Genomic DNA, 19,973 nt, shown 5'->3' with positions numbered 1-19,973 from the left:
TAAGGCGGAGCCGCCACCCGGCATTTAACAATTACAGATTCTCGCCGTTGCTGGCGATCACCTCTTTGTACCAGTTAAAGCTCTTTTTACGGGAGCGGGACATGTCGCCGGTGCCGTCGTCGTGCTTGTTCACATAGATAAAGCCATAACGCTTGCTGTACTGGCCGGTGGTGAACGATACGCAGTCGATGCAGCCCCACGGGGTGTAGCCCATCAGATCGACGCCGTCATAGGTCACGGCTTTGATCATCTCTTCAACGTGGGCGCGCAGGTAGTCAATGCGGTAGTCATCATTGATGCTGCCATCCTCTTCCACTTTATCGTACGCGCCGAAGCCGTTTTCCACGATAAACAGCGGCTTCTGGTAGCGCTCGTACAGCTCGCACAGAGCATAGCGCAGGCCGACCGGGTCGATCTGCCAGCCCCAGTCTGAGGCTTTAACGTGCGGGTTCGGCACGCTGCCTTCGAAGCCAGAGATTGCATCGCCGCTGCCGCCTTCCGCTTTCACCGCGTTGGTCATGTAGTAACTGAAACCGAGATAGGCGCAGGTACCCTCGCGCAGGATCTGCTCGTCGTTGGCTTCCATTTTGATATCAAAGCCGCGACGCTCCCACTCGTTCAGAACGTAGGAAGGGTAGTAGCCGCGCAGCTGCACGTCGGTAAAGACCCAGCGCTCGCGCATTGACTCCTGGGAATACATCACGTCTTCTGGCTTACAGGAGAACGGATAGAGCGGCACCATCGCCAGCATGCAGCCGACCTGCATCTCTGGATTGATCTCCCGCGCAGCCTTCACCGCCAGCGCGCTAGCGACAAACTGGTGGTGCAGCACCTGATACATGGTCTCTTCCGGATTTTCATGCTCGGTATAGACCACGCCGGAGCAGCAGTAACCAAACAGCGGCGCACGCCAGTTACGCTGGTTGTTGATCTCGTTAAAGGTCATCCAGTATTTGACCTTGTTCTTATAGCGCTCGAAGACCACTTCGGCGAAGCGCACAAAGAAATCGACCACTTTACGGTTGGTCCAGCCGCCGTAAGCCTGTACCAGGTGCAGCGGCATCTCAAAGTGAGAGAGGGTGATCACCGGCTCGATGTTGTATTTCAGCAGCTCATCGAACATATCGTCATAGAACTTCAGACCCTCTTCGTTCGGCGTCAGCTCATCGCCGTTCGGGAAGATGCGCGTCCAGGCGATAGAGGTACGGAAACACTTAAAGCCCATCTCGGCAAACAGCTTGATGTCTTCTTTGTAGTGGCTGTAGAACTCAACGGCTTCGTGGTTCGGGTAGTATTTGCCGGGCACAACTTCCTGGGTGATCTCACGCGGTACACCGTGCGCACCGCCGGTCAGCACGTCGCAGATGCTCGGGCCTTTGCCGCCTTTGTTCCAGCCGCCTTCAACCTGATGCGCAGCGACCGCGCCGCCCCATAAAAAGTCTTTTGGTAAGGTGATCTTTTTCATGCTTATTTATCCCGCTGTAACCGACAGAAAATAGGTTTACGCCGAGTCTAGCAAAGCCCAATCGAAAGTCACGATATAACACTTTGCCGCTTCGGTAATATGTTACAGGGAAAAAACAGCCTGTTTTTTTAGGCTAATTTTTTCGCCAGCTTGCGGCCCAGGGTTTCAAGAATATAGATCACGGGAATTTGGGTAGTCAGATCGTAGCCCCCTGAAATGCGCGTCTGGGGAATATGCCAGGAGAGGTTAAAATCTGCCAGCTTAGCTAATGCCGAATGCTCGTGGCTGGTAATCGACATCACCTTACAGTGATGCAGGCTGAACTGGCTGGCGAAGCGCAGGATCTCTTCCGTCTCACCGGAGACAGAGAGGACAATCGCCAGCGCATTTTTCGCCATATCGTTGGTGACGGGAAAATAGGGATCGTCAACATGGTTACTGAATTTACCCACGTTGGAAAAAAAACGTGCGCCATATTTCGCCAGCGATCCGGATGTGCCTACGCCGACAAATATAATTCGCTCGGAGGCCAGGATAATATCGGCAGCCTGATCCAGCAGACGATCGAATTCATCGTTATTAACGCTTTTAAAAAAGCTAATAATTTCGCTGGCACCGAAATTAGCGGGCTGTGGTTCGCTTTGCGCTAAATATAATTTAAAGCGCACGCGAAACTCCGAGTAGCCTTCGCACTCCAGCTTACGGCAAAAGCGGAGAACGGTAGTGGTGGAGACACCTGCCGCATCGGCCAGTTCGCGAATGGTCATGTACATCACCTTGTCGCGATTTTTAATGACCACGTTGTAGACCATCATCTCAAGGTTGTTGAGGCTGGCAACAGCGGAGTGGTTAAACAGGGTCACGAGGCTTCCTTTTTCAGACGGTTATCTGCGCGGTATGGCACCTCTCTATGCTGCCACACTTTGCCCGAAACGGGAATCCGCGCTGCGGCGTGAGGCTTTCTAAAAGGCGGAACAGCTGTAGCCTGAACGAGGCGTGAGCTTATTGCATTTTTTTGACGCTAATATTTATTTTAGCTAACAGGTGTGCACTGAAATCATTCTCAGTTACTCTATACTGGTTATCATTCAGGCAGCTATCGGCTACTGAGTGACCCGGCGTAAGCCTCTGTTTTATGGAGTAAGCTATGGTTGATAAACCATTAAAAAAACAGGGATATTCACTGGCTGAGGAGATAGCCAACAGCATTAGTCACGGTATTGGACTGGTGTTCGGCGTGGTGGGACTGGTGCTACTGCTGATGCAGGCAATGGATAATCATGCCAGCCCACTGGCCATTACGAGTTACAGCCTTTACGGGGGCAGCATGATCCTGCTGTTTCTGGCCTCAACGCTCTATCACGCTATTCCCCATCCGCGCGCAAAGCCGTGGCTGAAGAAGTTCGACCACTGTGCTATCTATCTGCTGATAGCCGGTACCTATACGCCTTTTTTACTGGTAGGGCTGGATTCGCCGCTGGCGCGCGGCCTGATGATTGTTATCTGGGGTCTGGCGCTGCTCGGGATCCTGTTCAAATTAACCATTGCCCACCGTTTTAAGGTGCTCTCGCTGGTAACTTATCTGGCGATGGGCTGGCTGTCGCTGGTGGTGATTTACGAGCTGGCCATCAGGCTCTCGGCGGGCGGGCTCATACTGCTGGCTGCGGGTGGCATCGTCTACTCGCTGGGGGTGATCTTCTACGTGTGCAGGCGCATCCCCTACAACCACGCAATCTGGCACGGCTTTGTGCTGGGCGGCAGCCTGTGCCACTTCCTCGCAATCTACTTCTACGTTGGCCAGGCTTAACTTTTTGCCCGGCGGCGCTATGCTTGCCGGGCCTACAAAACCGTAGGCCGGGTAAGGCGAAGCCGCCACCCGGCGTAACTACTCACTCCTCAAGCGAATAGGGCAGTGGCTCGATGCTGAGCGTATTGGCATCGTCGCGCACGCGGAAGACGCTGTCCGGCTCCATATCGTTGTTCATCACTGCCTGTACCAGCAGACGGCCATCCTCAAGCTGTACCGCCGCCAGGATAGTGCCGGTGCGACGCCAGTTTTCACCCATCTTCAGCTCAAGATCTTCACCCGGCTCCGGCAGGCGGCTCGCTTTACCCGCCAAATACCATAGGGCGCGCTTGTTGGCGCCGCGGAACTTCGCCCGGGCGACCATCTCCTGGCCGGTATAGCACCCCTTCTTAAAGCTGATGCCGCCGAGCGCCTGCAGGTTGGTTGCCTGCGGAATAAACTGGGCGCTGTTAGCGGCGTCGATCACCGGCAGGCCCGCTTCAATGTTCAGCGCCAGCCACTGCTGGCTGTTGTTCAGCTGCGCTTCACCGCGTAGCTTCTCGCTAATCAGTTCCGCAGTGGCAACGTCCGTCACCAGCAGGAAACGCTCTGCCGGGTGCTCGAACCACAGAATCGAGGTTGCCCCCTCCTGCACGAGCTGCTTTTCAGCGTCGGGCAGGGTGGTAAATACGTTTGCCAGCGCGGCGCGGGCCTGAAAACCGGCCACGCCCAGCAGTACGTGCTCGTCATCCGGCGCGATAGTGACCTTAGAGAAGACCGCGTATTTTTTTAATTCGGTCAGCTGAGCGTCACGAATGCTGCGGCGCTCAATCAAGGCAAAGCCGCCGTCGCGGCGAAACAGGCGCAGGTTGCTCCACATTTTGCCTTTGGCATCGCAGTGCGCCGCCAGCAGGTGCTGGTGCTCGGTCAGGGCGGCAACGTCAGCGGTGACCTGGCCCTGCAGATACTTTTCGCTATCTGCACCGGTCAGGGTTGCCAGCGCCCAGTCGTCGAGGGTCATAAGCGTCAGCGGCAGACGCGCAGAGGCGGAAGGCTGGCGCGGGGGAAAAGGAGTAAAGGCCATAATAGTGTCCTGGTTTGCTTAACGCTGTTAGATGCTTAATGGTAAAAGAGCCGCCGACCAATGCAAGCGGTAAAAGCATACGATTTGTGCTCACTTCGCCGGGATGCGTAGCGCTACGCAATAAAATGCAAAACGTACCTCCGGGATGTTTTATGTTGGAAGCACCCTTCCTAATTATCAACTTTCCAGTAAAGGATGAACAAAAAACACGATACACTGTCTGCACTATCGATACTTCTATATCGTAATGCAGGGAGAAGACATGGACATAAATAATAGAGCCCGCATCCATTGGGCATGCCGCCGGGGAATGCGCGAGCTGGATATCTCCATCATGCCTTTTTTTGAACACGAGTACGATACGCTGAGCGACGACGATAAACGTCTATTCGTCCGCCTGCTGGAAAGTGACGATCCAGATTTATTTAACTGGTTAATGAATCATGGTGAACCTGCCGACACGGAGTTGCAGAGAATGGTGCAGTTAATTCAGACACGGAATCGGGAACGTGGTCCTGTGGCAATCTGATCTACGCGTCTCCTGGCGCTCCCAGTGGCTCTCTCTCCTGCTTCATGGCCTTGTTGCGGCGTTAATACTGCTGGCCCCCTGGCCGCTGCGCTATACGCCGGTGTGGCTCATGCTGCTCTCACTGGTGGTGTTTGACTGCGTGCGCAGCCAGCGGCGTATCAACGCCTGTCACGGTGAGATTAAGCTGCTAATGGATTCCCGGCTGCGCTGGCAAGGCGTGGAGTGGGAGATTATCGGCACGCCCTGGATGCTGACCAACGGCATGATGCTGCGCCTGCGTAAAGAGCAGGGCGGGCGTATTCATCATCTGTGGCTGGCGTCGGACAGCATGGATGAGAGCGAGTGGCGTGACCTGCGCCGGGTGCTGCTACAGCAACCGGCGGCTGGAGCACGTTGAAACCAGTCAGGCGAACTGCTCGGCCATTTCATTAAGGATCTGTTCGCACCAGCTCTGGATGCGCTCTTCGCTCAGATCGTACTGGTTGGTTTCATCCAGCGCCAGGCCAACAAAGAGCTGTCCATCGGCAATCACTGGCTTAGGACTGGTAAACTCATAGCCCTCTGTCGGCCAGTAGCCGATAAAGGTCACGGCTTTGGCAGCCAGCTTGTCGTGCAGCATGCCGAGCGCGTCGAGGAACCACTCGCCGTAGCCGAGCTGATCGCCCATACCGTACAGCGCAATGATTTTACCGTCGAGTTTCAGGCCGTCGAGCTGGTCCCAGACAGCCTCCCAGTCCTCCTGAAGCTCGCCAAAATCCCAGGTGGGAATGCCGAGAATCAGGACATCGTACTGCTCCATTAAGGAGACAGCATCGTCTTTCAGGTTGTGCAGCGTGACCAGTTCCGGGCCGATAACGTCGCGAATTTTCTCCGCTGCCATTTCGGTGTAGCAGGTACTGGAACCATAGAAAAGACCAATGTTCATAGCGTAAACGTCTCAATTCCTGATGGGGCTTTGCGCACAGTGTACCAGAATCGGTGGGCAATCAGGCATAATGGAGAGCCGCAGACCACAAGAGGCTCAAATGGATCAGGATCTCGCACGCATAGAACAGTTTCTTGATGCGCTCTGGCTGGAGCGTAATCTGGCGGAGAATACGCTGAGCGCCTACCGCCGCGACCTCAGCATGGTGGTTGAGTGGCTGCACCATCGCGGCCTCTCATTACAGAGTGCACAAAGCGACGATCTCCAGGCGCTGCTGGCGGAGCGTATTGAAGGGGGATATAAAGCCACCAGCTCTGCGCGCCTGCTGAGCGCTATACGGCGTCTCTTTCAGCACCTGTACCGGGAGAAGCTACGCCCGGACGATCCCAGCGCGCTGCTGGCGTCGCCCAAGCTGCCGCAGCGGCTGCCAAAAGATCTCAGTGAGGCCCAGGTCGAACGCCTGCTGCAGGCTCCGCTGGTGGATCAGCCGCTGGAGCTACGCGATAAGGCGATGCTGGAGGTACTCTATGCCACCGGGCTGCGCGTCTCGGAGCTGGTAGGGCTGACTATGAGCGACATCAGCCTGCGCCAGGGCGTAGTGCGGGTCATCGGTAAAGGTAATAAAGAGCGTCTGGTGCCGCTGGGGGAAGAGGCGGTCTACTGGCTGGAGAACTACCTTGAGCATGGGCGGCCGTGGTTGCTGAACGGCACCTCAATCGATACGCTCTTTCCAAGCCAGCGCGCGCAGCAGATGACCCGGCAGACCTTCTGGCACCGGATCAAGCATTATGCTCTGCTGGCAGGCATCGACGGTGAAAAGCTCTCGCCGCACGTATTGCGCCACGCGTTTGCCACACATCTGCTAAACCACGGCGCTGACCTGCGCGTGGTGCAGATGCTGCTTGGACACAGCGATCTTTCAACGACGCAGATCTACACCCATGTGGCTACGGAACGCCTGCGACAACTTCATCAACAGCATCACCCCCGGGCATGATGCTGAACAGTTAAGGACGGTTATGAAAAAGAGTTTAATGATGTTTACCCTGCTGGCGGCAACGCTCTCCGGAATGGCCCACGCTGATGACGCGGCAATCAAACAGTCGCTGGCGAAGCTGGGCGTGCAGAGCACCGAGATCCAGCCTGCGCCGGTGAGCGGTATGAAAACCGTAATGACCAACAGCGGCGTGCTGTACGTCACCGACGACGGTAAACATATTATTCAGGGGCCAATGTATGACGTCAGCGGTGCGCAGCCGGTCAACGTCACTAACCAGATGCTGATGACTCATCTCAACGCGCTGGAAAAAGAGATGATCGTCTACAAAGCCGCGCAGGAGAAGCACGTCATTACCGTGTTCACCGATATCACCTGCGGCTACTGCCATAAGCTGCACGAAGAGATGGCGGACTACAATGCGCTGGGTATCACCGTGCGCTATCTGGCCTTCCCGCGTCAGGGGATCCAGAGCGATGCGGCAAAAGATATGAAGTCGGTCTGGTGCGCGAAAGATCGTAATAAAGCCTTCGATAATGCGATGAATGGCAAAGGTGTGCAGCCGGCCAGCTGCGATATCGACATTGCTAACCACTATGCGCTGGGCGTGCAGTTCGGCGTCAGCGGTACCCCGGCTATCGTCCTGAGCAACGGCTACGTCGTGCCGGGCTATCAGGATCCGCAGGAGCTGAAGGCGTTCCTCGACCAGCAGAAATCTATGAGCGGTAAATAATTTTCGTGAAACATCAGAGACAACTTCGCCGCCGAACAGTGGATGAGGCGGCGGATCTACCAGCGAACCTGCCCCCGCTGCTGCGGCGCTTATATGCCAGCCGCGGCGTACGTTCGGCTGGAGAGCTGGAGCGCAGCGTAAAAGGGATGCTCTCATGGCAGCAGCTCAGCGGCATCGATAAAGCGGTGGCGCTGCTCTATCGCGCTCTGCAGGAGGAGCTGCGCATCGTCGTTGTCGGCGATTTTGACGCCGACGGCGCCACCAGCACCGCCCTTAGCGTGCTGGCCCTGCGTTCGCTGGGCTGCGGGAACGTTACCTGCCTGGTGCCAAACCGCTTTGACGACGGCTACGGGTTAAGCCCGGAGGTGGTCGATCAGGCGCATGCGCGTGGCGCGCAGATGATCCTCACCGTGGATAATGGCATCTCCTCCCATGCTGGCGTCGATCGTGCCCATGAGCTGGGGATCCCGGTGCTGGTAACCGATCACCACCTGCCGGGAGAGACGCTGCCGGACGCCGAAGCGATCGTGAATCCGAACCTGCGCGACTGCACCTTCCCGTCGAAATCGCTCGCAGGTGTAGGGGTTGCGTTCTACCTGATGCTGGCGCTGCGCGCCTATTTGCGCGACCAGGGCTGGTTTGCAGCACGCGGCCTGGCCGAGCCTAACCTGGCGGAGCTGCTGGATCTCGTTGCCCTTGGCACGGTAGCCGACGTGGTGCCGCTGGATGCCAACAACCGGATTTTGACCTGGCAGGGTCTGAGCCGCATTCGTGCAGGCAAGTGCCGCCCAGGCATTAAGGCGCTGCTGGAGATCGCCAACCGCGATGCACAGAAGCTGGCGGCCAGCGATCTTGGTTTTGCCCTTGGCCCCCGGCTTAACGCTGCCGGGCGGCTCGACGATATGTCGGTAGGCGTGGCGCTGCTGCTCTGCGACAACGTCGGTGAAGCCCGGGTGCTGGCCAGCGAGCTGGATGCGCTCAACCAGACGCGTAAAGAGATTGAGCAGGGGATGCAGGCCGAAGCGCTGGCGCTCTGCGAGAAGCTGGAGCGCAGCAGTGAGACGCTGCCCGGCGGGCTGGCGATGTATCATCCCGAGTGGCATCAGGGCGTAGTCGGTATTCTCGCCTCACGTATCAAAGAGCGCTTCCACCGCCCGGTGATAGCCTTTGCCCCGGCGGGGGATGGCCTGCTGAAAGGCTCTGGCCGCTCCATTCAGGGTCTGCATATGCGCGATGCCCTTGAGCGTCTCGACACGCTCTATCCGGGGATGATGCTGAAGTTCGGCGGCCACGCCATGGCGGCAGGCCTGTCGCTGGAAGCGGCGCGTTTTGAGGAGTTCCAGCAGCGCTTTGGCGCGCTGGTCACCGAGTGGCTGGATCCCGCCCTGTTGCAGGGTGAGGTCGTCTCAGACGGCCCGCTTTCACCTGCCGACATGACGCTGGAGGTCGCAGAGATGCTGCGCGACGCCGGGCCGTGGGGGCAGATGTTCCCGGAGCCGCTGTTTGACGGGCATTTTCGCCTGTTGCAGCAGCGTATTGTCGGCGAGCGCCATCTGAAAGTGATGGTCGAACCGGTCGGTGGCGGCCCACTGCTGGACGGCATCGCGTTTAACGTCGATACCACTATCTGGCCGGACAACGGCGTGCGTGAAGTGAGCCTTGCCTATAAACTTGATGTTAACGAGTTCCGAGGTAATCGCAGCGTGCAGCTGATCATCGACGATATCTGGCCGATTTAGCATCACTTTCACTGTAAAAAAGGGCGCGAATCCGCTAAGATCCCGCCCTTATAACCGCATTTTGACAAGCGCAGAAAAGAATACAGCCATGTTTGAAATCAATCCTGTAAAAAACCGCATTCAGGACCTCACGGAGCGCTCAGACGTTCTTAGGGGGTATCTTTGACTACGATGCCAAGAAAGAGCGTCTTGAAGAGGTAAACGCCGAGCTGGAACAGCCGGACGTCTGGAACGAACCCGAACGCGCGCAGGCGCTGGGTAAAGAGCGCTCCTCCCTGGAAGCCATCGTCGATACGCTGGATCAGATGCGCCAGGGCCTGGAAGATGTCTCCGGCCTGCTGGAGCTGGCCGTAGAAGCCGACGACGAAGAGACCTTTAACGAAGCCGTTGCCGAGCTTGACGTGCTGGAAGAGAAGCTGGCGCAGCTTGAGTTCCGCCGCATGTTCTCCGGCGAATACGATAGCGCCGACTGCTACCTAGATATCCAGGCTGGCTCCGGCGGTACGGAAGCTCAAGACTGGGCCAGCATGCTGACACGTATGTATCTGCGCTGGGCCGAAGCGCGCGGTTTCAAAACCGAGATTATCGAAGAGTCCGAAGGTGAAGTTGCTGGCCTGAAATCGGTGACCATCAAAATTATTGGCGATTACGCCTACGGCTGGCTGCGTACCGAAACCGGCGTCCACCGCCTGGTGCGTAAGAGCCCGTTTGACTCCGGCGGTCGTCGTCACACCTCCTTCAGCTCTGCATTTGTCTACCCGGAAGTGGAAGACGATATCGATATCGAAATCAATCCGGCGGATCTGCGTATCGACGTTTACCGTGCCTCCGGCGCGGGCGGCCAGCATGTTAACCGTACGGAATCGGCGGTGCGTATTACCCACATTCCGACTGGATTAGTGACTCAGTGCCAGAACGACCGTTCCCAGCATAAGAACAAAGACCAGGCCATGAAGCAGATGAAAGCGAAGCTTTATGAGCTGGAGATGCAGAAGAAAAATGCTGAGAAGCAGGCGATGGAAGATAACAAATCCGACATCGGCTGGGGCAGCCAGATCCGTTCTTACGTACTGGACGACTCCCGTATCAAAGATCTGCGCACCGGGGTTGAAACCCGCAACACGCAGGCGGTGCTGGACGGCAGTCTGGACCAGTTTATTGAAGCAAGTTTGAAAGCAGGGCTATGAGGAACCAACATGTCTGAACAACAAGCACAGGGCGCTGACGCGGCGGTCGATCTTAATAACGAACTAAAAACCCGCCGCGAGAAGCTGGCGCAGCTGCGTGAGCAGGGCGTTGCGTTCCCGAACGACTTCCGCCGCGATCGCACCTCCGATGCGCTGCACGCCGAGTTTGATGCAAAAGAGAACGACGAGCTGGAAGCGCTGAACGTGGAAGTGAGCGTGGCTGGCCGGATGATGACCCGCCGTATCATGGGTAAGGCGTCCTTCGTTACTTTGCAGGACGTTGGCGGCCGCATTCAGCTGTATGTCTCCCGTGACGACCTGCCGGAAGGCATCTACAACGAGCAGTTCAAGAAGTGGGACCTCGGCGATATCCTCGGCGCGAAAGGTAAGCTGTTCAAGACCAAAACCGGCGAGCTGTCCATTCACTGCACCGAGCTGCGCCTGCTGACTAAGGCCCTGCGCCCGCTGCCGGACAAGTTCCACGGCCTGCAGGATCAGGAAGCGCGTTATCGCCAGCGTTACCTGGATCTCATCTCCAACGATGAATCCCGCAAGACTTTCAAAATTCGTTCCCAGATCATGGCCGGTATTCGTCAGTTCATGGTGGGCCGCGACTTTATGGAAGTGGAAACCCCGATGATGCAGGTGATCCCTGGCGGCGCGTCTGCGCGTCCGTTCATCACCCATCATAACGCTCTGGACCTGGACATGTACCTGCGTATCGCGCCGGAGCTGTACCTGAAGCGTCTGGTGGTCGGTGGTTTTGACCGTGTGTTCGAGATCAACCGTAACTTCCGTAACGAAGGCATCTCCGTTCGTCATAACCCAGAGTTCACCATGATGGAACTCTATATGGCCTATGCGGACTATAAAGATCTGATCGAGCTGACCGAATCCCTGTTCCGCACCCTGGCGCAGGATATTCTGGGCACCACCCAGGTGCCTTATGGCGAAGAGACCTTCGACTTCGGCAAGCCGTTTGAGAAGCTGACCATGCGCGAGGCGATCAAGAAGTACCGTCCGGAGACCAACATGGCCGACCTGGATAACTTCGATGCGGCGAAAGCGATCGCTGAAAGCCTTGGTATCAAGGTTGAGAAGAGCTGGGGTCTGGGCCGTATCGTGACCGAGATCTTCGAAGAGACCGCTGAAGCGCATCTGATCCAGCCGACCTTCATCACCGAGTATCCGGCAGAAGTCTCCCCGCTGGCGCGCCGTAACGACGAGAACCCGGAGATCACCGACCGCTTTGAATTCTTTATCGGTGGACGTGAGATCGGCAACGGCTTCAGCGAGCTGAACGACGCGGAAGACCAGGCCCAGCGTTTCCAGGACCAGGTGGATGCGAAAGCCGCCGGTGACGACGAGGCGATGTTCTTCGACGAAGATTACGTGACCGCGCTGGAGCACGGCCTGCCGCCGACCGCAGGCCTGGGCATTGGTATCGACCGTATGGTGATGCTGTTCACCAACAGCCACACCATCCGCGACGTGATCCTCTTCCCGGCGATGCGTCCGGTTAAGTAAGACGTAACGCGTTAATAAGGCCCCGACGGTAATGAACTGCGGGGCTTTTTTTATGGCGTAGCGCCACCGGGCATCCATTCCCCTAAAATGTAAATCACCGTGAAGACATTTAGCCTCCGGCGGATGGCTGCTATCATAAACAACCCCATAACAATTACCTGAGGATCCGTTTTGAGCGCAGGACGCCCGATGAGAAAACCGTTTCGCCTTATTATCTGCCTGATGCTGGGCATGCTGCTGGCCGCCTGTTCGTCGAACAAGCTATCCGATGAAGATGTCTATGTTGTGAAACGTGGCGATACGCTGTCGCGTATTTCGCGCCTGACCGGTACCAGCGTCAGGGATCTGGCGCGCCTTAACGGTATCTCTCCGCCCTATACCATTGAGATTGGCCAGCGGCTGCGCATCAATGGTTCCGGCAAAAAGGCCTCCGGTAAGCGCAGCAGCGGTTCTTCCTCACGCGTCGTCACCGTACCGCCAGCCTCATGGCCACCGGTAGGGCAACGCTGCTGGCGCTGGCCGACGAGCGGCACCGTCGTGCTGCCATACTCCTCCGCTGATGGCGGCAACAAAGGCATCGACATTGCGGGCTCACGCGGGCAGGCGATCTACGCCGCCGGAGCAGGGAAGGTGGTCTACGTTGGCAATCAGCTGCGCGGTTACGGCAACCTTATTATGATTAAGCATAACGAGGACTATATCACCGCCTACGCTCACAACGACACGCTGCTGGTAAACAACGGCCAGAGCGTAAAAATAGGGCAGAAGATCGCCACGATGGGCAGCACCGATACCGACTCGGTGAAGCTGCACTTCCAACTGCGCTACCGCGCTACAGCCATCGATCCGATCCGCTACCTGCCGCCGCAGGGCACCCCGCCGAAATGCTAACTGATTAATTAATCATCGGTTAGCGTGCTTCCGCCTTGCCAGACGGTGCGTAAGGTTTATAATGCCTTACGCACCTCAAAGCGGGCGTAGTTCAATGGTAGAACGAGAGCTTCCCAAGCTCTATACGAGGGTTCGATTCCCTTCGCCCGCTCCAGTTTCAAATCTCCCGAACACCACTCTGATTTACTTCACCAGCAGCGAAATCAGCGGGCTGCCTTCCCGAATAAAGAGCGGAATCGTCTCCAGTTCGGCAGGAACCGAAATACACTGTCCACCCTGATAGCACTCTCCCTGTAAATTGACCCACTGGTGGCCGCCCGGTAGCCAGACATCGCGCTGACGTTGACCGGCGTGCATAACCGGAGCGACCAGTAGATCACGGCCAAACAGATATTGATCTTCCACCTGCCAGCTTTGCGCCTCGTCGGGGTAGTGCCAGAAGAGCGGGCGCATGAGCGGATCGCCATGGTGATGCGCATTGGCGTAAAGTTCATCAATATAGGGGCGTAGCGCCTCACGGACGCCCAGCCAGCGCTGCATAATGGCGAAGTTCTCCTCACCGTAGCTCCACAGCTCGTTGGGTGAACCGCTATCGCATTGCGGAATGCCGTGGCGATAGCTTTCCGGCGGCTGGATCCGCGGCTCGCGATAGCCATGCATACGCAGGACCGGACAGAACACCGCCCACTGGAACCAGCGGATCAGCAGTTCGTGAAAGGCGGGATCGTGGATGTTGCCGCCCTGGAAACCGCCGATATCGGTGGTCCACCATGGAATGCCCGCCAGTCCCATGTTAAGCCCGGCAGCCAGCTGATTGCGGAACGAATGGAAAGAGGAGTGAACGTCCCCGGACCACGCGAGTACGCCGTAGCGCTGGCTGCCTGCCCAGCTACAGCGCACCAGGTTGACGATCTCGTTTTCGCCTTCTGCACGCAGGCCATCATAGAAGCCCTGAGCGAAATCGCGCGGATAGCGGTTGCCCACTTCCAGTACCGGTCCAGCATGGTAGCGATAGTTATCAAAGTCATAGGCACGATACTCCGGCTCGGCCTCATCCAGCCAGAACAGCTTGATCCCGTAGTCAAAGTAGTTTTTCTTCACCGTATCCCAGACAAACTGCCGTGCCTGCGGGTGGGTGGCGTCAAAGAAGGTGGTGTTGCCCATAAAATCGAGGTTGATCTGCACGCCGCGATCGCTGGTCACCAGCCAGCCTTTGGCTTTCATCTGCGGAAATAGTGGGCTACGCGCCTCCACGGTCGGCCAGACCGAAACCATTAGCCTGATGCCCATTGATTCCAGCTCTTCGACCATCGCCTGCGGATCCGGCCAGTCGGTAGGATCGAAACACCAGGTTCCCTGATTCGGCCAGTGGAAGAAATCAATAACCATCACTGACAGCGGCAGGTTGCGGCGGTGATATTCGCGAGCGACGTCCAATACCTCCTGCTGGGTGCGGTAGCGCAATTTACACTGCCACAGGCCGCTGATGAATTCCGGCGCAGCGGGCGGCGTACCGGTGACTTTGGCATACTGGCGGGTCATCTCCATGACGTTATCACCGGCGGTTATCCAATAATCCATCTCCTGGGTAACGCGAGCGGTCCATTGGCTGTGGTTTTTTGCAAAGCTAGCCTCGCCAATAGCCGGATTGTTCCACAGCAGGCCATAGCCGAGGCTGGATTGGACAAACGGCACGCTGGCCTGCGAGTTACGCTGCGCCAGCTCCAGAGAGCAGCCTTTCAGATCCAGCCAGGGCTGCTGGTACTGCCCCATGCCATACAACCTTTCTCCGTTGCGGGCCTCAAAACGTACCGTCAGCTGATATTTACCGCCGGGCAGCGGTTTAAATTCTCGTCCATCCAGCTTCAGGGCGCTGACGTACTTGTCCTGGCTTTTTTCGCTGGCGCCGATGCCAACCGTAGAACGCTGTCGCCACATCTCTTCCAGCAGCAGCTCGCCGTGCTGATTGTAAAATGCCAGCTGGCCCTTAAGGTTCAATACCGCACTGATATTGCCGTTGCGCAGAGTCAGGGTTTCAGCATCCCGGAAAATCTCGGCCTGGCATGATTCTGGCTTCAGCAGAGCGTGAAGCTCAGAATTAAACTCCGGCGCGCAGGTGGCGCGTACCCGCAGGCTATTCTTGCCCCAGGGTTCAAGACGTAAAATCTGTCGTTCGAAGCGCCATTCGATGGCGTTAGCGTGCTCAATTAATTCGCTCATGGAGAGGTCATCCTTTCACAATAGATTGCATTTTAGCCAAATTGATCTCCTGCATGGTCTGGTCATCAAGCTTGTACCAGCGCAGGGTGGCGAAAGCCGCCAGAGAGAGCAGTCCCGGGACGATGGTGAAGAGGGCGACGATGCTGTGCATTGCCAGCGACGTCTGTTCCGGCGCGTTGGCGATATAGCCGCTGAAGGCCAGGGTCCAGCCGACGATAGCACCGCTGAGCGCCATTCCCAGTTTGAGGACGGCGAGGAAGGTGGAGAAAATGATGCCATCCATACGTTTGCCCTGACGCCATTCGCCGTAGTCGGCGACGTCGGCCATCATCACCCACATCAGCGTGGTGGTCGCCTGATAGAGCGTCGAGACAATAAACGTTAGTGGAACCAGGACGAAAACGGATTTCGGTGCAAAGAACAGGGCGATGCTGAGCACACCCGCCAGTACCGCACAGTAGCCGAACATCTGCACTTTATTGAAGTTGCGGGTAAGACGCTTAGCCAGCAGGCTACCGGCGGCTTTGCCAAGGATATGCGCAGCGAGCATCCACATGAAATAACTGGCGCTGCCGAGATAATAGGTGACGAAGTACATCATCGCCCCGAGGCGGATCACGCCAAAGCCAATGTTGGTTACCACGAGCACCGCGACGACGCGCCATTGATCGTTACGCAACAGATCCCGCAGTTCGGCCAGGTAGTTGTTGTGAGTGGCGGGCGCTTTAATACGTTCGCGGGTATTGGCAAAGCAGATCCAGAACATGATCACCGCCGCGCTGGCCATAATCGCCATCGCCCAGCGATAACCTGCCAGCTTATCCGCGCCACCCAGGTACTCCGCCAGAGGCATCATGAAAAATGTCGACATTGCGCCGCCAAGCGTGGCAAGGAAGAAGCGCCAGGACTGTAGGGAGATGCGCTCGTCGTTATCAGGCGTAATCACCGCGCCCATCGAGCAGTAGGGGATATTGATGGCAGTATACATCAGCATCATAAAGGTGTAGCTAATGCTGGCGAAAATCATTTTACCGGTCATATCCAGCGATTGCGGTACGGCATAGGTCAGGAGACAGCTCAGGCCAAAGGGTAGGGCCAGCCACAGCATCCATGGGCGAAATTTTCCCCAACGGGAGCGGGTGCGGTCGGCCATATAGCCCATCGCGGGGTCGATAATGGCGTCGGCAGTGCGGGCAAGCAGAAACATGGTTCCGACGAATGCGGCTGGCAGACCTACCACATCGGTATAGTAAAACGTGAGAAAAATAATCACGTTATCCAGACCAACATGGCTAGCCATATCCCCAAGGCCATAACTGATCTTCTCTTTACGGGTAACTTTAGTTGTCATTGATGTCACCAGGTGTCGTTAAGGTACGGGTTCTTTAATCGGGAACCATAGTGTGGTTGAAGCGGGAGGGTTAACAATTGCGGGATTTAACATCTGGGTTACGTAAAGTGCTTTCCGTGATACCGGTAACAAGATTGCTATCATCGAATCGCTGGTTTTGCCCTGGCGTTTACCGGCTTTAACCCATACTGCTCAAATTCAATTACCTCCCGCACCTTTATCAACGCGCTGCGCAGGTTATCAATAGACACTGAACCCAGCGCGATGCGAATGGCCTGCGGCACGCTTGCTGAAACTGAGAATGGCTCAGCGGTGGATACCGAAATATTATTATCCATTAACGCTTTTACTACCCGGTCGGCTCTGGCCTCTTCCGCGAGTGGCAGCCAGAGAAAATAGGAGTCGGGATGTGTAATACAGGAGAGATGGCCCAGACTCTCTCTTGCTACAGACTGGCGCAGCCGGGCATCGCGTCGTTTGAGCGTCTCGAACCGTGAAACCGTTCCGTCTTCAATCCAGTTGCAGACCAGGGTTGTCATCAGCGAAGGCGTATTCCAGGCCGTGGCCCTTATTGCTCGCTCTAGCGCAGGTCGATAGCGGGCAGGGCAGATGGCAACGCCTACCCGCAGCCCGGTGGCGACGTTTTTAGAGAAACCGGTGATATAGACCGTTCTTTCCGGCGCGTAGAAAGCGAGGGGTGGAGGCGGACGGCGGACCAAATACGCATAGGCGGCATCTTCAATAATCAGTAAATCATGCTGCCGGGCAATGTCGGCAAGCGCTTTTCGTTGCTGGCGATCCAGCACCCAGCCCAGAGGGTTATGCAGAGTCGGCATGGTATAAATTGCCCGCACCTGCCGGCGGGTGCAGAGCTGACGCAGCGCCTCAGGATCAGGTCCGTTAGCAGCGTAGGGAATGGCAATCAGTTCAAGATGGCAGAGCGCCGCTAAGGCTTTAAAGCCCGGATAGGTCAATGCATCTACGGCGACGACATCGCCAGGCTTGAGGAGGCCCATCGCAGTGATGGTCAGACCGTGCTGGGCCCCGTTAACGATAAGCATGTTCTCCGCTTCGGGGCTGAAACCGCCTCGGGTCAGGTGGCGGGCAATGATCTCTCGTTCCGTCAGCCGTCCCGCATGGGGCTGGTAGCGAAGGTGGGATTCAATATCGCCGCTTGCTGCTATCTGCCTGAGCGCATCACGCAGTCGCTCACCCTGACCCGGCAGAGAGGGGTAGTTGAAGTTCAGATCCAGTACGTCTGTGGCCACAGCGAGCTGATCCACACCGTGTCCGGGCGGCAGAGAGATATCCCTGACAAAGGTGCCGCGTCCGGCTTCACCGCTGACCAGCCCCATCGCCTCCAGCTCGCTATAAACTCGGGTCGCTGTTGCCAGCGAGATATGCTTAGCCAATGCAAGCTGCCGGTGCGTGGGTAACCGGCTACCGGCTGTAAGTTCGCCGGAACGTATAGCCTCAGCAAAATTATCTACGATCGATTTATAACGCGCCTTCATGACATGTATCCATGACAATTTTTTGATTGTACTGGATTGAGCAAACTACCATCCCGCTATTCATGACTCAAGCTGATAGAGAGTGGTAAAAAATGGTTAATGCAGTTGCGCATAAAGCGGGGCCGGGATCGCTCTCCGGCTGGCTCAACGGTTTGCTTGGGGTGATTATCTTTAGCGGCTCGCTGCCCGCTACCCGTGTTGCCGTACTCAATATAGATCCCTTTTTTCTGACGTTTCTGCGCGCCTCGATTGCCGGTCTTGTCGCGGCCGGACTGATTGCTGGCTTTCGTGAAAAACGTCCGCATCGGTCGCAGGTTGTGCCGCTGGTTATCGTTGCGCTGGGCGTGGTGGTTGGCTTTCCGCTGCTGACGGCACTGGCGTTGCAGCACGTGACTTCCGCTCAATCTATTGTCTTTCTGGGGCTACTGCCGCTCACCACGGCCATCTTCGGCGTGCTGCGCGGCGGCGAGCGTCCGCGCCTTGCCTTCTGGATCTTTTCTGGGGTGGGCAGCCTGCTGGTTGCTAGCTTTGCCCTGTCGCAAAATGCCTCTGCCTCGCTGGCGGGAGATCTGCTGATGTTCGCGGCGATAATCGTCTGCGGTCTGGGCTATGCCGAAGGCGCAAAGCTAACACGCGAGCTGGGGGGCTGGCAGGTCATCAGCTGGGCGCTGATAATTTCGCTGCCCTTTATGCTTATCGCCTCGTTTATCACACGGCCAGAATCGTTTAGCACCTTCTCTACGTCAGCCTGGGTTGCGCTGGGCTACGTGTCGCTGTTTAGCATGCTTATCGGGTTTATCTTCTGGTATAAGGGACTGGCCCTTGGCGGCATCGCTGCCGTAGGACAGCTGCAACTGTTGCAGCCATTTATCGGGCTTGGCTTATCCGCCACGCTGTTGCACGAAACCGTCGATCCGCTGATGCTCGCCAGCACGCTGGGCGTGATCCTGTGCGTGGCCGGATCGCGGAGATTTGCCCGCTAGTCCGCCGAAGCCTACCCGCAGTTTCGTATCAAGTGAAAACAGCTAACAGCGCTACTGAGAGATGACCTGGCAACGATGCAACTGTTACGCTCCGTGCGTTGTGTTACCACCAACAAGCTGAAGGGATTTGGTGTCCGAAAATAAGCTATTTCCTGAAAACAAGCTTTACTCTGTTTTACCGCCAGCAGTACGATTGTTAATCACTCATAAACAGAAGGGTTAACATGGCAGTTATACCTTTACTTCCTTCGCAAGGAATATCATTAATTTTGGATCACATGCGTATAGCCCGTGCTCATGGTATGGCTCGCGATATGGCAACGCCTTTAACTTATGCATGGTTTTACATGCAAGTTAGAAACCGAGGCCCATGGGATTACAAGCAGCATCATCCCGAGTTAGAGAATTTTGGTAATTTCCATTATGGAGCAATCGGCTATGCCGCAGGTATACCGGCGGAAATCCTACTAATGGGCGCTGGATTTGCACAAGAAATGGCGAAAACTACCAAGAAAAGATGGGGGCATTGGTATCAAAAACCACCGTATGGTGACGACCCACACGACCAATATTGGATTAGTCAAGGGATAGAGTATGCACGCAAGATCGGTTATTAAAAAGCTGCACTATATGCTTACAGCGGTCTTGTTACTGCTCGTGGGCGGTTATACAGCCTATTACTATTTTTCCAACACGCTGCCTCAAGACGTATTTGTTAGTAAACAGAAATTGTCAGACAGCGTCTGGCTATACGCTACAAAATACAATGAGGGGAACGCCACCGTTTCGGATATTTATCGTTTCTACCTGGAAAAAGACATAGGAAATAAAGACGTAATAGATGCTCTGAAAGAGCGTGCCCCTTTTCTAGAGACAAATACAAATGTAATTACGGCTACTGCTTACGGGAATACAGTAAACATAAAAATGACCGGGAAAATTTACAATTTCACTAACTCAGATTTGTTTTACGCAGACGGGATCGCTGTTATGCCCGTTATTAACATAATCGCTAATGGCACAAGAGACTAACACCAAGGAG

At 56.1% G+C, this 19,973-nt stretch carries 19 protein-coding genes and 1 tRNA gene; 13 read left to right on the top strand and 7 right to left on the bottom strand.

Going from position 1 to position 19,973, the window contains the following annotated elements:
• Positions 1-31: 31 nt before the first annotated feature.
• Together RTM13_RS15420 and RTM13_RS15415 are read right to left on the bottom strand one after the other, a co-directional pair.
• Positions 32-1,465, bottom strand: coding sequence for a 6-phospho-beta-glucosidase (locus RTM13_RS15420; protein ID WP_312212964.1), 1,434 nt, complete (start codon positions 1,463-1,465; stop codon positions 32-34).
• A gap of 128 nt (positions 1,466-1,593) precedes the next feature.
• On the bottom strand, positions 1,594-2,322 hold the full coding sequence (locus RTM13_RS15415) for a MurR/RpiR family transcriptional regulator (protein ID WP_312213086.1): 729 nt from the start codon (positions 2,320-2,322) through the stop codon (positions 1,594-1,596).
• A gap of 290 nt (positions 2,323-2,612) precedes the next feature.
• Between RTM13_RS15415 and trhA the strand changes: the two genes are divergently transcribed.
• Entirely contained in the window at positions 2,613-3,272 is a 660-nt protein-coding gene (gene trhA, locus RTM13_RS15410; protein ID WP_312212962.1) for a PAQR family membrane homeostasis protein TrhA, read from the top strand.
• A gap of 82 nt (positions 3,273-3,354) precedes the next feature.
• On the opposite strand, the gene ygfZ is transcribed toward trhA, so the two are convergent.
• On the bottom strand, positions 3,355-4,335 hold the full coding sequence (gene ygfZ, locus RTM13_RS15405) for a tRNA-modifying protein YgfZ (RefSeq protein WP_312212960.1): 981 nt from the start codon (positions 4,333-4,335) through the stop codon (positions 3,355-3,357).
• A gap of 262 nt (positions 4,336-4,597) precedes the next feature.
• Between ygfZ and sdhE the strand changes: the two genes are divergently transcribed.
• Together sdhE and RTM13_RS15395 are read left to right on the top strand one after the other, a co-directional pair.
• Positions 4,598-4,864 carry an FAD assembly factor SdhE gene (gene sdhE, locus RTM13_RS15400; protein WP_103818411.1) on the top strand — a complete coding sequence of 89 codons (267 nt, stop codon included), beginning with the start codon at positions 4,598-4,600 and terminating at the stop codon, positions 4,862-4,864.
• On the top strand, positions 4,845-5,261 hold the full coding sequence (locus tag RTM13_RS15395) for a protein YgfX (RefSeq protein WP_312212957.1): 417 nt from the start codon (positions 4,845-4,847) through the stop codon (positions 5,259-5,261). The genes sdhE and RTM13_RS15395 overlap by 20 nt, the downstream gene beginning before the upstream one ends.
• A 6-nt stretch (positions 5,262-5,267) precedes the next feature.
• Here RTM13_RS15395 and fldB read toward each other — a convergent pair whose 3' ends face one another.
• Positions 5,268-5,789 carry a flavodoxin FldB gene (fldB, locus tag RTM13_RS15390; protein ID WP_312212955.1) on the bottom strand — a complete coding sequence of 174 codons (522 nt, stop codon included), beginning with the start codon at positions 5,787-5,789 and terminating at the stop codon, positions 5,268-5,270.
• 100 nt (positions 5,790-5,889) lie between these two features.
• Between fldB and xerD the strand changes: the two genes are divergently transcribed.
• The 7 genes from xerD (at position 5,890) to RTM13_RS15355 (ending at position 13,017) form a co-directional block, all read left to right on the top strand.
• Positions 5,890-6,786: a site-specific tyrosine recombinase XerD gene (gene xerD / locus RTM13_RS15385; RefSeq protein WP_312212953.1), complete on the top strand. Its 897-nt coding sequence runs from the start codon at positions 5,890-5,892 to the stop codon at positions 6,784-6,786.
• Between the two features lie 22 nt (positions 6,787-6,808).
• Positions 6,809-7,519: a bifunctional protein-disulfide isomerase/oxidoreductase DsbC gene (gene dsbC / locus RTM13_RS15380; RefSeq protein WP_312212951.1), complete on the top strand. Its 711-nt coding sequence runs from the start codon at positions 6,809-6,811 to the stop codon at positions 7,517-7,519.
• Positions 7,520-7,524: 5 nt separating this feature from the next.
• Positions 7,525-9,258 (top strand): single-stranded-DNA-specific exonuclease RecJ, encoded by a 1,734-nt coding sequence (gene recJ / locus RTM13_RS15375; RefSeq protein WP_312212949.1) that lies wholly within the window; start codon positions 7,525-7,527, stop codon positions 9,256-9,258.
• A gap of 88 nt (positions 9,259-9,346) precedes the next feature.
• Positions 9,347-10,445 (top strand): peptide chain release factor 2 gene (prfB, locus tag RTM13_RS15370; protein ID WP_312212947.1). Its coding sequence is split into 2 segments (ribosomal slippage): positions 9,347-9,421 and positions 9,423-10,445, totalling 1,098 coding nucleotides; the frame shifts between segments, so codons are not numbered across the junction.
• Between the two features lie 9 nt (positions 10,446-10,454).
• Entirely contained in the window at positions 10,455-11,972 is a 1,518-nt protein-coding gene (gene lysS, locus RTM13_RS15365; protein ID WP_312212945.1) for a lysine--tRNA ligase, read from the top strand.
• Between the two features lie 189 nt (positions 11,973-12,161).
• On the top strand, positions 12,162-12,863 hold the full coding sequence (gene actS, locus RTM13_RS15360; protein WP_312212944.1) for an amidase activator ActS: 702 nt from the start codon (positions 12,162-12,164) through the stop codon (positions 12,861-12,863).
• A gap of 80 nt (positions 12,864-12,943) precedes the next feature.
• A tRNA-Gly gene (locus RTM13_RS15355) sits at positions 12,944-13,017 on the top strand.
• 29 nt (positions 13,018-13,046) lie between these two features.
• On the opposite strand, the gene RTM13_RS15350 is transcribed toward RTM13_RS15355, so the two are convergent.
• The 3 genes from RTM13_RS15350 to RTM13_RS15340 all read right to left on the bottom strand — a co-directional run bounded on the left by RTM13_RS15350 (position 13,047) and on the right by RTM13_RS15340 (position 17,948).
• Positions 13,047-15,083: a TIM-barrel domain-containing protein gene (locus RTM13_RS15350; RefSeq protein ID WP_312212942.1), complete on the bottom strand. Its 2,037-nt coding sequence runs from the start codon at positions 15,081-15,083 to the stop codon at positions 13,047-13,049.
• A 7-nt stretch (positions 15,084-15,090) separates the two neighbouring features.
• Positions 15,091-16,434: a glycoside-pentoside-hexuronide (GPH):cation symporter gene (locus RTM13_RS15345; RefSeq protein ID WP_312212940.1), complete on the bottom strand. Its 1,344-nt coding sequence runs from the start codon at positions 16,432-16,434 to the stop codon at positions 15,091-15,093.
• A gap of 140 nt (positions 16,435-16,574) precedes the next feature.
• Positions 16,575-17,948, bottom strand: coding sequence for a PLP-dependent aminotransferase family protein (locus tag RTM13_RS15340; RefSeq protein WP_312212938.1), 1,374 nt, complete (start codon positions 17,946-17,948; stop codon positions 16,575-16,577).
• Positions 17,949-18,040: 92 nt separating this feature from the next.
• On the opposite strand from RTM13_RS15340, the gene RTM13_RS15335 reads away from it, so the two are divergent.
• The 3 genes from RTM13_RS15335 (at position 18,041) to RTM13_RS15325 (ending at position 19,963) form a co-directional block, all read left to right on the top strand.
• Positions 18,041-18,931, top strand: a complete 891-nt coding sequence (locus RTM13_RS15335) for a DMT family transporter (RefSeq protein ID WP_312212936.1) — start codon at positions 18,041-18,043, stop codon at positions 18,929-18,931.
• Between the two features lie 224 nt (positions 18,932-19,155).
• Complete coding sequence (locus RTM13_RS15330; protein ID WP_312212934.1) at positions 19,156-19,548, top strand: polymorphic toxin type 44 domain-containing protein; 393 nt, start codon at positions 19,156-19,158, stop codon at positions 19,546-19,548.
• A complete protein-coding gene (locus RTM13_RS15325) occupies positions 19,526-19,963 on the top strand; it encodes a hypothetical protein (RefSeq protein ID WP_312212932.1) in 438 nt (145 codons plus the stop codon). The genes RTM13_RS15330 and RTM13_RS15325 overlap by 23 nt, the downstream gene beginning before the upstream one ends.
• The last annotated feature ends 10 nt before the right edge of the window (positions 19,964-19,973 follow it).

The organism is Pseudescherichia sp., assembly GCF_031979925.1.
GTDB lineage: Bacteria > Pseudomonadota > Gammaproteobacteria > Enterobacterales > Enterobacteriaceae > Pseudescherichia.
Note: the sequence above shows the minus strand (reverse complement) of the source record. Positions and strands in the feature narration are given on the sequence as shown.

Bases quoted from the DNA above. Each gene is read 5' to 3' on its own strand.
- RTM13_RS15330 (WP_312212934.1), top strand. From the start codon at position 19,156: ATGGCAGTTATACCTTTACTTCCTTCGCAAGGAATATCATTAATTTTG.
- RTM13_RS15420 (WP_312212964.1), bottom strand. From the start codon at position 1,465: ATGAAAAAGATCACCTTACCAAAAGACTTTTTATGGGGCGGCGCGGTC.
- RTM13_RS15325 (WP_312212932.1), top strand. From the start codon at position 19,526: ATGCACGCAAGATCGGTTATTAAAAAGCTGCACTATATGCTTACAGCG.
- lysS (WP_312212945.1), top strand. From the start codon at position 10,455: ATGTCTGAACAACAAGCACAGGGCGCTGACGCGGCGGTCGATCTTAAT.
- RTM13_RS15350 (WP_312212942.1), bottom strand. From the start codon at position 15,083: ATGAGCGAATTAATTGAGCACGCTAACGCCATCGAATGGCGCTTCGAA.
- RTM13_RS15345 (WP_312212940.1), bottom strand. From the start codon at position 16,434: ATGACAACTAAAGTTACCCGTAAAGAGAAGATCAGTTATGGCCTTGGG.
- ygfZ (WP_312212960.1), bottom strand. From the start codon at position 4,335: ATGGCCTTTACTCCTTTTCCCCCGCGCCAGCCTTCCGCCTCTGCGCGT.
- trhA (WP_312212962.1), top strand. From the start codon at position 2,613: ATGGTTGATAAACCATTAAAAAAACAGGGATATTCACTGGCTGAGGAG.
- actS (WP_312212944.1), top strand. From the start codon at position 12,162: ATGAGAAAACCGTTTCGCCTTATTATCTGCCTGATGCTGGGCATGCTG.
- fldB (WP_312212955.1), bottom strand. From the start codon at position 5,789: ATGAACATTGGTCTTTTCTATGGTTCCAGTACCTGCTACACCGAAATG.
- sdhE (WP_103818411.1), top strand. From the start codon at position 4,598: ATGGACATAAATAATAGAGCCCGCATCCATTGGGCATGCCGCCGGGGA.
- RTM13_RS15340 (WP_312212938.1), bottom strand. From the start codon at position 17,948: ATGAAGGCGCGTTATAAATCGATCGTAGATAATTTTGCTGAGGCTATA.
- dsbC (WP_312212951.1), top strand. From the start codon at position 6,809: ATGAAAAAGAGTTTAATGATGTTTACCCTGCTGGCGGCAACGCTCTCC.
- xerD (WP_312212953.1), top strand. From the start codon at position 5,890: ATGGATCAGGATCTCGCACGCATAGAACAGTTTCTTGATGCGCTCTGG.
- RTM13_RS15335 (WP_312212936.1), top strand. From the start codon at position 18,041: ATGGTTAATGCAGTTGCGCATAAAGCGGGGCCGGGATCGCTCTCCGGC.